Origin of the sequence: Vibrio coralliilyticus ATCC BAA-450, assembly GCF_000176135.1 — a bacterium.
Lineage (GTDB): Bacteria > Pseudomonadota > Gammaproteobacteria > Enterobacterales > Vibrionaceae > Vibrio > Vibrio coralliilyticus.
In genome coordinates this window covers 348,992-360,871 of sequence record NZ_ACZN01000016.1, presented here as the reverse complement: position 1 = coordinate 360,871, position 11,880 = coordinate 348,992, and the positions used below count along the sequence as shown (strand labels likewise).

The window sequence follows — 11,880 nt, the reverse complement described above, 5'->3', positions numbered from 1 at the left end:
ATGAACGCTCAAGCATTTATTGACGCAGGACTGCATTACATCCCCCACACATTCTCAGTGCCACTGGATTACTCAAACCCAGCACAAGGACAGATTGATATCTTTGCGCGTGAAGTGTCTCTCGTTGAAGATAAGAATTCGTCTAAACCGTGGCTGGTTTATTTTCAAGGTGGGCCAGGGTTTCCATCACCACGCCAAAACGGCAATAACGGGTGGATAAAACGCGCGCTGCAAAACTACCGCGTGTTGCTGCTTGATCAACGGGGCACTGGTAACAGTTCGGTTGTTAATCACCAAACATTGGCCCATTTACAGCCACAACAACAAGCAGAGTATCTGAGCCATTTTCGCGCTGACAACATAGTGCGAGATGCGGAATTCATCCGTGAACAGTTCGGTGTCGATAAATGGGCTATCCTAGGCCAGAGCTTTGGTGGCTTCTGTTCTCTGACTTATCTGTCTCTGTTCCCAGACAGCTTGTCGAGAAGCTACATCACAGGCGGCGTGCCTTCTGTTTCCCGCCACCCAGACGATGTCTATCGTGCGACGTTTAAGCGCACGATGGAAAAGAACCAAGCGTTTTTTAGCCAGTTCCCGAAAGCTCAGCAGCTATGTCAGCAGATTGCTGATCATCTTTTGCAAAATGAAGAGTTTCTGCCCAATGGCCAGCGTTTTACCGTTGAACAATTCCAGCAAATTGGAATTAACTTTGGCGTTAGTGATACTTTCCTACCCACTTACTACTTGCTTGAAAACGCATTCATTACCGTGAATGGTAAGCCTCAACTTCGTTATGAATTCCTCAATAGTATGTTGATGGAACAAAACTTCCAGACCAATCCGATTTATGCCATTTTGCACGAGTCTATCTACTGTCAGGGTTTTGCTTCAAAGTGGAGTGCGCACCGCGTTCGTCAAGATCATCAGGCGTTTAATTATCAGTCGGGGCAGCCATTTTACTTTACTGGCGAAATGGTATTCCCTTGGATGTTTGACCAATATGTAACGTTAAAACCGTTCAAGCAAGCCGCAGACATACTGGCAGAAAAGCAAGACTGGGCACCGCTATACAGTGCTGAGCAGCTTTCAAACAACAAAGTACCGGTCAGCTGCGCGGTTTACGCCGATGATATGTTTGTTGAAATGGACATCAGCCGCGAAACTCTGGCAATGATGCCCAATGCTAAAGCGTGGATAACAAACGAATACGAGCACAACGGTCTTAGAGCCGATGGCGAACGTATTTTCGACAAACTGTTCGAGATGGGTGAACAAACTGCCGCCAATCTCACGCTGGTTTAACGAAATCAAGGCGAACACTGAGATCAATTGTTGGTGTTCGCCCTGTCAAATCGTATAATTTCCTTATTAGTCTGTTATTTCTGGATTCAGAACATGTCTTCAAAATTTATTGAACGAGTTTGGTCTCATGCTTGTGTCACTATGGAAGAAAAGCTCATCTTGCTCGCTCTGGCAGAATTGTCCGATCGCAGCGGTGCAGTAATTACCACCATGGCGGAGTTGCAGGAAATGACCAACGGTTCTGAATCCACAATTGACCATGTCCTTGGCAAACTGGCGGTTGAACAAGCCATTATTTCACTAAGCAAGACGTATACCCGTAAGCAGGGGAACATCAAGTGCAAAATCAACGTTGGTAACCAGCACTCTATTCCTGTGTATGCCACCTCAGAGCCGATCGCCAAAGTGCCGCAATTCCATAAAACGCAGGTGAAGCCACTCAATCCATCGGCTTCCAATGGCAAAATGATCAACCTTGCTGAACTGTCACCTAATGTGATCGAGTCGTGGGCAGAAGTCATTATGTTCCGCACTGGTTTCGCCAATCAGACCAACGTCTGGGCAAGCTTTGTGGAAAAAGTTCAGGCCATTGGTCAGCCACTGATGAGTCAGGATGACCTTAACAGTCGCCTTCACGCCCACCTGCACACGGAAAAGAGTTACGGACAAGGTAAAGGCTTTAGTAATAAAAAACCTGCAGCGACCAAAATGTCACCCAACCAAGCCTTCAAGAAAAAGATGGCGAACTTCAACTTTGATTTTGACGACTAGGTAAAAGATGAAAGATATCAACGAGATCGCCTCTTCTTGGAAGCAAAAAAGTCAGGATAAGCCCGCTCAAACAACTCAACAGGTTACCAAACCTAGCATCCCCGTTGTTCAGCAAACTCAAACGCCTGCCGCGCCTGCAACTACTTCGAACCAGATGCAAGTCAGCAGCGAGTTCAATCAGGATTTGAAGGATGTGCTTCGTCCCTACTCTGTAGAACAACGTAAGCACATCATGGGTTTCTTTGGCAAAATGCAGGAGAACTTCTCCACTCAGTTCACTCACATGTACGGCTCAGAGCCGGATGATGAATTTGCGGCGTTTGCCTCTGAGCTTTCCATCGATGATGTTGAGCGCATTGTTCATCATCTACGTGAGCGTTTGGTGGCAGGTAAAGAGTGGCCACCCGCGTTGGCTCTGCTCTCTATGCTGAAAGACCTTCCGCTCAACAACGAAATTCTTGAAGCTCGCCATCGCATTTTAATTAAGAAAGATCCGCAAACTCGCGTTGAAAAGTACATCTTTAACCGTAAAAACAGTTACCTGAAATCGCTGTCTGAGAAAAATCTCGCCGAAGAATTCAAAGTGCTATACATCAACGCGTATCAAGAAGTGCAGAACAACCTCGATCAGACACTCGACCAAAGAGAAAAAGACGTCGAACAGAACGTGCTCAAAGTGGAGCCAACAGAAACTGATCGTGAAATTGAGCGCCGAATGACACAAGGTATAAGGCCTAGCGGAAAAGTCGGCAGCATTCTTTCTCGTATTGATAAACTGCGTGGGGCGGGTGAAAGCACGTCGGCAGAAAACGCGTCGGAAGCGACATGGGAAGAGGTGACAGAACCTGCGAAACCAGTTAAACAAGACACGATCGATCGTGAGCAACAAGCTTTGATGGAACAGATTCTACGAGAAACAAACGGCGACAATGAGAACCTTTAATATTCTGAAGAAAGAGCGAGATTTCTTTCTCGCTTCCACTGGGCGTTCGCATTGTAAAATCATCATTGACGATTACAGTCGTGACTTGCCGCTCGGTGAAGTTGAGCTGCATGTTGAAGAAGTCTCAAACAAATACAAGTACTACTCCAACGAAGCCATTTTTAAGCTCACACTACCCCTTGAAGAGCAAAGCAGTATCGACATTTGCACGCTCAGCAGTGGCCGTAAAAATCAATTTCTTTACAAGAAATGTCTGCGACTCGGCGGCAAATGGGAAACGATTCTCGGCCAGTGGGTATTTTCCGCGTCGGTTGAAGATAAAGTGCGTGAACTGGAAAGTATTATCCGTTCTGAAGAACAGTATTTTGAGGTGACATTCAAAGAGACCGTCACTCTGACCAATCAAGAACTGACCTTGTTTGGCTATCCGGTGGTGCTTTCCTCATCTAGCGCATCGGTGAAAACCATGAAAGGTATCAGATTGCATCGTGGTGATATCGCCGTGATGGGAAATCGAACTGTCGTCGTCGCAGGGACGAAGATCCGACTATTTGTCCCATTGGAGATGAAAGACAATCCTGATTTTCGTGAAGATTATCTCTGTGCGACAGAGGTTGAGAAGAAGCGTAAGCCCAACAAGAAAACGACTTACTCTTGGGAATAAGGTGGTTTGCTTCCCTCACAGCAAAACGGAGGGAAGCGAATGGCTATCAAGCCATTGAGTGAAGGCCAATCATATTCCCTTCTGTGTCCGACACCACGGCGATAAAGCCATGAGGACCAATAGAGAATTTGGAGTGTTCAACTTTCCCACCAGCGTCAGCGACTCTGGCCTCTTCAACGCTGCAATCTTGGCACGAGAAATACACCATCGTGCTGTTGCCGCCTGCTGAAACACCTTCCATCTTCGCCAATGCGCCTGCCGCACCATACTGTTCCATCACAGCAGGGAATAGCCACATCTCCACACCCATTTTGGCATCATCGTTCATCTCCTCCAGCGTGACATCAAAAACCGTTTGATAAAACGCCTTCGCTCGATCCATGTCGTCAACATAAATCTCAAACCAACCTACCGGATTTGTTTGCATAGTCCGTTCTCCTTTTGTGCGCCGCCCGGTCTGTTAAAGGTAGACCATCCCAGTTGATAGCGTGGACTTACGACGATTCATTCGCACAATCGAAACATTTAGTGACGCTCTTTTGCAGCAAGAGGGAGTTAGGGTAAGTAATCACATTGCCTTCAGGGTGTTTAATCAGGGTATGAAACATACGTATATCGAGAATGGTCCCCTCAATATCTTCCCCGTCGGCAATTTTAATCGCATCGCCAATCCGATATGGAAAAACAAAGAAAATCAGAAAGCTGGCTGTAATGTTGCTCAAGATTGACCACTGAGCAATAAAGCCAACACCAAGAACAGTAAAAACAGACGAAAGAAAAATTGAAAAACTTCCATAGCCAATCCCACTAGCAATTAGATAAACAGCGAATAGGAAACCGAAGTAGATCAGGCTGAAGCAACGCTTAATAAACAGGGTACGACTTAGGCCAACTTTCTTAGCAACCGCCAGCGTCGTGATCGCTTTGTCCGTAAAACGAACCATGATCCAATAGATAATGATAAATGTCAGTGCGAGCAGAATATCGTACTCCTTAAGCACCGCAAAAAACCTCGCCACATTTTCCAGCATGATGATCTCCTCTCGATTTCTGGATTCAATCATGCAGGAACTGCACTGAAAATTTATCAACGGTGGATAGCCATTTAATAAAATCACTATCTAAGAGGAACAAGACTCCCACATAAGCTCACTGCACCCACCTTTAGGTCAGTTAAACAGATAAAGTACCGATAAAATAAATATCAAAACACTGATATATAAGAATTTATATTTTTATTCCCAGCAAATAGCTTGATGAGATATTGCTAACGATTCGGTAATTAAAACCCGTTCGGATTAGGAAATAATACACTCCTGTTCAACCTACACCAGGAATCTATTATGACCTTTATCGCTATTAAATTGCTTTTTGTTCTTGCCGCACAGCTACGTAAAAAATATCGAGCTAGCCGCGTGCAAGCTTAATCGACAATGCTCAGCCTTTTGATCACCCAACTTCTTATGCTCTGGGCAATCGTCGACCCTATCGGTACCGTCCCGAACTAAATATCACAGCCAACAACAACTAGGTTGTTGGCGTTGTAATGCTTCTGATTGGGCTGCGTACGTTTGCTACCTCCTCTAACTAATCGTTAACTGGTTATCACTATGAATTTAGACATTGCCATTATCTTCGGCACTTTGCTGGCACTGGAAATTATCCTCGGTGTCGACAACATCGTTTTCATTTCCATCTTGTGTGAACGACTCCCGATCCACCTTCGCAGGCGTGTGCGAAACCTTGGTATCGGCCTCGCCGTGGTGTCACGAATCGGCTTGGTGTTCTCAATCAGCTGGTTGATGTCTTTGACAGAACCTTTGCTCACCATCAGTGAATATGACTTCACAGGTAAGGCGCTCATATTGCTGTTGGGTGGGCTGTTTTTGCTGCTTAAAAGTTTGCACGAATTGTGGCATTGGTTGGGGGCGAAGACCCAAGCCCATTCGCGTACGTTAAGCACTGGTGTGGCCGTCATCATTCTACAAATCATTGCGGTGGATGCCGTATTCTCTATCGACTCAATCATCACCGCGGTAGGCTTGACTAACGACATCAATATCATGATCGCAGCAATCATCATCTCAGCATTAATCATGATGGTATTCGCCGATAAAATTCAGGGGGCAATATCGAAGTACCCTGGGCTAAAAACTTTAGCGCTGCTGTTCTTGGTGCTTCTTGGTGGGTTATTGATTGCCGAGGGGGTAGGTATTGTGGTCAACAAAGGTTATGTCTACGTCGCGATGGCATTCGGATTGATTCTGGAAGGTTGCCATATCTTGCTGAGCAAGCGTAAAGCGAGCAACAGTCAGGTTAACGCTGCAAATGATTTGAATCAGTTGGGCTAAGCCCTCGACTATCAAACAGAAACAAAAACGCCGGAATCACTCCGGCGTTTTTTCATTTACTGCTCTGGGCTTATATCTTCGAGAATAGGGTCTAAGTTACTGTCAAAAAACAGTGGCCCTGCCAGATTGAGCGCCCGCATAGAAGAATTACTCTGAGTCGCTTTTAAGTACAGCTCTTTAGCACCACCAATGTTTCCTCTCGCTTCTTCTGCTTTTGCCAGCAAAATGTAAGTCAGATTAGATTGCTGCTGATAAGGCATGGATAACAAAATACGTGAAGCAAGCCTAGGGTCATCTTTAGTCAGTGCCATAATGGCGTTAGCTTCATAAACTCTTGGTGAAGCGCCTTCCTGCAGCCTCTCAACTAATGCGGGTTCATAAAGCTGATTGAGCTGAGCAATCTTTGCACTCTTATTTTCCTCATCGGTAAAGAACACATTCATCACCTCTCCGATGTAGTTCACCGCAATCACCATCGAATTATCAGGTGACGCTTCTTTCGCGGCTCTGAATCGGTTCAAAGACCCCATAAAGTCGAAATTTTTGTACAATAAGCCAATGCCATTCATCATATTTTCGAGCGTCTGTGGGTCACGTGGCATTTCCTCTAGCGTGAGTAAAATATCGCGCTTAGGCACCTCAATGAACATCGAGCTCAGTACGTCATCCAGCATTGCCAAAAAGGTCGCATGAAATAGAGAGAGGTCAGTGGAATAACGTCGATTTAAATGTGTTTGCTCAGATACGCGATTGTAATACTTCATCGCCAGCTTTTGCTTGCCATCCTTGCCTTGCTTGAGCTTGAAGCTCAGCTCAACCGCAGCCAGTTTAGAATGAGGCTCTTCGTTCACAATACGAATATTGCTGTAATAGTCGAGATACTCCATGAACTTGGTCACCATGCCATACAGCTCCGGAGATTCTTCAATTTCAGGGCTGAGATTAAGCACCACATAACGTGATTCATAGTGCTGAATGTTATCGACCGCTTGATGTTGGTGGTCAGCTTCTGAAGTGGAGTTTGCCCAGTGATTGGCGATGAAGCTGGCTTGCAGCACCACAACCACACCTAAAGCCCAGGTAAGATAGCTACGCTTGGAGCGTGCAGGTTTGTCAGCGACGAAAGTCGTCGGTGCCACAACTTCATCGTCCGATTCTACCAAGTCACTAGCTGTTGAAGGCGACGATACTTCCAGCTTTTCGACTGTCACTTCAGCGTCAAACTTGTAACCGCGCTTTGGCACAGTCACAACATAATTTTTGTGAGATTCCGTTTTGTTTTTAAGGACCTTGCGCAGCTCAAATACTGCTTGGGTCACGACCTGATCCGTCAGGATTGTTCCATTCCAGACATGCTCGATCAATTCATCACGAGTATGTGTCTGCCCCGGATACTGACAAAAGAACTCAAGTAGCTTAGATAGCCTTCTATCAATATTAACCGTTTCGTCAGCAAAAAAAATCTGCCCTTCGTTTGGAACAAAGCGCCATTCATCAACAATAAAACAGGTACCTTTCTCTAACATATTTGGAAATCTCGCCCCTATTATTTCGTTAATTCAGATTAAAGATAGTATACAATTAGATGATTTTGTTGGATTTATTATCAATTCTTATCGACTTCATTGTCGTTCTACCCAATGGCTCACAAAAGCAGACTCTGATCGAATCAATTCTATGTGAAGATCTTCTATATCCAGTCCATAAATAGGTTTTGGTAGCTTCAGTAATTCATCCTGTTCACTGGTCAGCCCAACATCGTTCACACCAAAGGCAAGAACGACAACAGACAAGGTTTTAGCGGTTAAATTTAGCATCTCATTACCATCGAAGTTCGGAACCAAGGCTCCACGAATACCGAAAAGAGAAAGCATTCTATTCATCCACTAACGCATGTCATAAAAATAGAATAATTAAATAATTCATAAGGATATGACGAAAATTGGATGTTTTGTTTATCTTAGTTTTATCTTTTTTATCTTGTTACACACTAGTCTGTTGCCTTAATTAAATAGTCCTAAGGAGATAGATGTGAAAAAGCCTTTCACCGTTCTCATACTTGCAGCGGTATTTGGTGTTGTTGGCTACAGCAGCGTAAAAAGCTATGCCGAGTGCGAGGATCAGGAGATACTCTCCGTCGATAAAATGACCTGTGAGCAGTTCAACGAACTGGAATTGCAGACTCAACCTGTCGTGATGGAATATCTCTTGTCATGGAATTACAACACGGATGAAGTCGCCGTTATTATTGAAAGCAACGGAATTGAAGCGTATATCGATGAACTGGCGCAGCAATGCCGAGACACACCAGATATCATGTTGCATGATATCGTTGTCGACGAGCATCACTCATAAATTATCCGCTATCAGAAAAGGGCGCTCAGGCCCTTTTCATTTTTACTCTTCGGAGAGTGTCATCTCTGTATAGGCTTGCTCACTCATCAAGTCATCCAAAACCTGATTCAGCTTACTCCGATTTCTCACTGTCTGACCTGCGATAATGATGTGCGCCATACCATTTGCAACGGCAAGATGGTGCTTTCTCCAAATCGCTTCAGAAGGCTTAGGGAATACCACGATGGTTGAATTGGCGTTTCGCCAGGCTGGAATATTATGCTTGTTAAGTACCTGAACCGTTTCTTCTGCCAGTTCAAGACAGCTTTGAATTCGCTCTCTTTTTTCTTGTTCGCTGGTGCTTCGAATAAACTTCCACAGAAACAAAGGCGTTAAGCCATTACGCGAGCCCGTCAGCGTTTTATCTGGTGCAGCAATGTATTCAATCTGATGGCTGATCTTATCGGTGTGCTCTTTTAGGGCCAGCACCATGCCACACGGAATCGGTGAGCCCAGCATCTTATGGCCAGACACAGATATTGAGTCAATGCCGTCTCTGAATGAAAACTTGGGCGGGTTGTCTACGTAAGGAATGATCATGCCATGAAAAGCGGCGTCCGCATGTAAGTAGTACTGATCGCGGCTAAAGCCTGCGTTATACAATCGAGCCTGAATCTGCTCTAAGTTATCTATTGCTCCGGACATGGTTGTGCCAATATTGGCGAAGATAATTGGTGGTTTATTCGGGTTTTCCTTAAGAGCGGACTCTAGCGCGTCATAATCCATTTCGCCATTCGCCTGAGACTCTACAACACAGTGCTCGACGTTGAGAAAGCGAACAATCTTCATCACCGAATAGTGAGTATCCTTAGAGAAGTACACTACACCGTCAGGGAAGCGTTCACGTGCCAAGTAGCATCCGTACATATTGCCTTCAGTGCCACCATTGGTGACATAGCCCCAAGCTTTTTCTGTGCTGGTATGAAACAGCTGACAAAAGTACTCAACAACATCCTGCTCAAACTGAAAGGTATTCATTGGGTAGTTCGACGTTTCCGCCCAGTCACCAACATTGTTAATGGAAAACTGGAAGAAAGACGATAGGTCCTGATAGTCGTAATCTGTCGCAACTGGATATCCCAACATCTGATGTTGGCTGTCGAGGCAAACTTTGTAAAACTCCCTAAGTCTTTGAGTATCATCATAAGAAAGTGGCATGTTCAATCCTTTACGTCCGATTTATCGACGTCTAAATGCCCTTTTCAACAAGCAATTACAACAATAAATCGAACGCTAAATTCGGATGTGTGACTGGCGATAGAAAACCACTACATTTAGCTGATGAAAGACTAAGAGAGTAGTTGTTAAAATATTATATATATCAATTATTTCTAGTTAAAAACATTGATGTATCTGCGCTTTTTCAGGCCCTTAAATAGTGACTTTGAACAATAGCACCTAGATGGGTTTCACTCTTATGCAACTTGAAATTCAATGGTTTCACTAAGCTACCAAACAGCGGCGCGCCACCACCAAGTAATACTGGAATAGTAGTTAGGACCATCTCATCAATCAGGTCTTGCTGAAGGAAGCTTTGTACTGTTTTTCCACCATCAATGTAGAGATCTTTGTAGCCCTGAGCATTCAATTCATTCAATACATCCTTCAGCTCACCTTTGACCAGAAAGACCTTGTCTTCATAACCTTCCGGCACCTTGTCCATTGTATTGCTCAATACAAAAACAGGTTTGGAATAAGGCCACTCGCTGCCAAAGCCTAAAACCACATCCAATGTATTTCGCCCCATCACGAGTGCATCGACGCGTTCCATGATTGCGGAGAACCCCATGTCATGATTGTCTGGGTTCGAGACAGAATGCAGCCAATCAAGGCCACCTTCTTTATCCGCGATATACCCGTCTAGACTAGTAGCAATAAACACGATGTTAGACATAAAACAGCTCCGATAGTGATAGGTAAAACGAACTCGACACCATTAATTCTACAATGTAGAATTAATGAAAATACTATAACGAGATAACAAAATGACTGTCAAGAAGAAACGCGGAAGACCAGCAGGAGAAAAAGCTCAATTGGGTGAGGAACGTATTCTTTCGGTTGCAAAATCAATGATGAAAGAGCAAGGAAAAATTCCCAGCATACGGGCACTTGCCAGCGAGTTAGATGTCGACGCGATGGCCATCTATTACTATTTCAAAAACAAAGATGCGCTGCTGGAAGCCATCACAGTTTCCTTGATTGAAGACATCTATCTGCCTAAAACTAACGAAAACTGGCAGCATGAGCTCACGCAGTTAGCAACCAGCTATGTCCAGTTGTTGAAGAGCTATCCAGGATTATTGACCACGTTGCTCAGCATGGAATCTGTCAGCCCAGCGATGGTCTTCATTGAGCGTTTCAAATCTATTATCGCGCCATTGTCTTTAAGCGAAGCGGAAGAGCGTAATGCCATTGATCTTTTGGCGGACTACCTACACGGGTTTGCTTTAGCCCTTAACTGCAACCCTAACACCGACCAACTCGATGAAAACATGATGACAGGGCCGCTTTCACTCTATTGCCGAGCTTTAATGTCTGGTCAATAACGTAGGAGCTATGCTGCGCAGTGACAGGGTAAGCAGTCAATCATTTCCGATTTAAGCCAGTTGACGAATGGCGCACTCAGTGGCGAATGATGATCGGCAGCCTGGATGGCAACATAGTTGTGCCCAGTAAGAGAAAACCCCAAAGGCGCAATTAACCGCCCTTGCTGAATGTCATGGTGTACCAGTGGGTAAGAACCTATAGCGATCCCAAGCCCGTCACTTGCCGCCTGCAAACAAAAATAGAAATGAGCAAAGCTTTGCTGGGATTTTGTTGTGACTCCTGAGAGAGACGAAGCGTTTAACCACTCTTGCCACGCTGTTAAACGCGTTTGAGAATGCAGCACCTTGGCATTTTGTATATCACCTTGAATGCTCTCCCAGTATTCTTTGGTACACACTGGCCCCGCCCACTCTTCCACCAAAGGAGTTATCTGATAGTGCGACGGGATCGGGAAATCATCACGACGAATCGCGACATCCAGCCCCGCATTGACGAGATTGATTGGGCCGCCTGCCGTGGATAAGCGGACATCTGTCCCTGTTTGAGAATAGAATTCGTCCAGCTTGGGCATCAGCCAGCGCATGGTAAGAGTGGGCTCACAAGACACTTCCAAAGAGTGAGCATCGAGGCTGTTTAGCTTGGCAACACCTGCCGATAAAGCGCCAAACGCCTGCTCGGTATAGCTCTTGAGCAGTTGCCCTTCTTCCGTTAGCACCACATTGCGGCCTTGTTTGTGAAACAGGCGCTTATCCAAATACTGCTCTAATGTCTTGATTTGCTTACTGACGGCCCCATGCGTCAAATTGAGCTGATCTGCTGCCTGAGTATAACTGCTGGACGATGCGGCGATGTGGAATGCGTGAAACGCTTTAAGGTGACGCATATGTGAAATTATCTCACAAGTCTTT

14 protein-coding genes are annotated in these 11,880 nt (G+C 45.1%); 7 read left to right on the top strand and 7 right to left on the bottom strand.

Going from position 1 to position 11,880, the window contains the following annotated elements:
* The 4 genes from VIC_RS12840 to VIC_RS12825 all read left to right on the top strand — a co-directional run bounded on the left by VIC_RS12840 (nt 1) and on the right by VIC_RS12825 (nt 3,680).
* Nucleotides 1–1,302 carry an alpha/beta fold hydrolase gene (locus VIC_RS12840; protein WP_006960344.1) on the top strand — a complete coding sequence of 434 codons (1,302 nt, stop codon included), beginning with the start codon at nt 1–3 and terminating at the stop codon, nt 1,300–1,302.
* A gap of 93 nt (nt 1,303–1,395) precedes the next feature.
* Nucleotides 1,396–2,073, top strand: coding sequence for a hypothetical protein (locus VIC_RS12835; RefSeq protein WP_006960342.1), 678 nt, complete (start codon nt 1,396–1,398; stop codon nt 2,071–2,073).
* Between the two features lie 7 nt (nt 2,074–2,080).
* Nucleotides 2,081–3,016 (top strand): hypothetical protein, encoded by a 936-nt coding sequence (locus VIC_RS12830; RefSeq protein ID WP_006960340.1) that lies wholly within the window; start codon nt 2,081–2,083, stop codon nt 3,014–3,016.
* Nucleotides 3,003–3,680: a hypothetical protein gene (locus VIC_RS12825; protein ID WP_006960338.1), complete on the top strand. Its 678-nt coding sequence runs from the start codon at nt 3,003–3,005 to the stop codon at nt 3,678–3,680. Before VIC_RS12830 ends, VIC_RS12825 begins: the two co-directional genes overlap by 14 nt.
* 46 nt (nt 3,681–3,726) lie before the next feature.
* On the opposite strand, the gene VIC_RS12820 is transcribed toward VIC_RS12825, so the two are convergent.
* Nucleotides 3,727–4,107, bottom strand: a complete 381-nt coding sequence (locus VIC_RS12820) for a VOC family protein (protein ID WP_006960337.1) — start codon at nt 4,105–4,107, stop codon at nt 3,727–3,729.
* Nucleotides 4,108–4,174: 67 nt separating this feature from the next.
* Complete coding sequence (locus VIC_RS12815) at nt 4,175–4,711, bottom strand: mechanosensitive ion channel domain-containing protein (RefSeq protein WP_006960335.1); 537 nt, start codon at nt 4,709–4,711, stop codon at nt 4,175–4,177.
* Nucleotides 4,712–5,290: 579 nt separating this feature from the next.
* Here VIC_RS12815 and VIC_RS12810 point away from each other — a divergent pair.
* On the top strand, nt 5,291–6,031 hold the full coding sequence (locus VIC_RS12810) for a TerC family protein (RefSeq protein WP_006960333.1): 741 nt from the start codon (nt 5,291–5,293) through the stop codon (nt 6,029–6,031).
* Nucleotides 6,032–6,087: 56 nt separating this feature from the next.
* Here the strand turns inward: VIC_RS12810 and VIC_RS12805 are convergent, their stop codons facing one another.
* Entirely contained in the window at nt 6,088–7,557 is a 1,470-nt protein-coding gene (locus tag VIC_RS12805; RefSeq protein ID WP_006960331.1) for a winged helix-turn-helix domain-containing protein, read from the bottom strand.
* Nucleotides 7,558–7,653: 96 nt separating this feature from the next.
* Nucleotides 7,654–7,905, bottom strand: a complete 252-nt coding sequence (locus VIC_RS12800; RefSeq protein WP_006960329.1) for a hypothetical protein — start codon at nt 7,903–7,905, stop codon at nt 7,654–7,656.
* Between the two features lie 157 nt (nt 7,906–8,062).
* Here VIC_RS12800 and VIC_RS12795 point away from each other — a divergent pair, with 157 nt between their 5' ends.
* Nucleotides 8,063–8,386, top strand: coding sequence for an HdeA/HdeB family chaperone (locus VIC_RS12795; protein WP_006960328.1), 324 nt, complete (start codon nt 8,063–8,065; stop codon nt 8,384–8,386).
* Between the two features lie 42 nt (nt 8,387–8,428).
* Here the strand turns inward: VIC_RS12795 and VIC_RS12790 are convergent, their stop codons facing one another.
* Both VIC_RS12790 and VIC_RS12785 read right to left on the bottom strand, forming a co-directional pair.
* Entirely contained in the window at nt 8,429–9,583 is a 1,155-nt protein-coding gene (locus VIC_RS12790; RefSeq protein ID WP_006960325.1) for a histidine decarboxylase, read from the bottom strand.
* Between the two features lie 205 nt (nt 9,584–9,788).
* Entirely contained in the window at nt 9,789–10,319 is a 531-nt protein-coding gene (locus tag VIC_RS12785) for a dihydrofolate reductase family protein (protein WP_006960323.1), read from the bottom strand.
* Between the two features lie 91 nt (nt 10,320–10,410).
* On the opposite strand from VIC_RS12785, the gene VIC_RS12780 reads away from it, so the two are divergent.
* Nucleotides 10,411–10,971 (top strand): TetR/AcrR family transcriptional regulator, encoded by a 561-nt coding sequence (locus VIC_RS12780; RefSeq protein ID WP_006960321.1) that lies wholly within the window; start codon nt 10,411–10,413, stop codon nt 10,969–10,971.
* An 8-nt stretch (nt 10,972–10,979) separates the two neighbouring features.
* On the opposite strand, the gene VIC_RS12775 is transcribed toward VIC_RS12780, so the two are convergent.
* A complete protein-coding gene (locus VIC_RS12775) occupies nt 10,980–11,855 on the bottom strand; it encodes a LysR substrate-binding domain-containing protein (RefSeq protein ID WP_006960319.1) in 876 nt (291 codons plus the stop codon).
* Nucleotides 11,856–11,880: the final 25 nt, after the last annotated feature.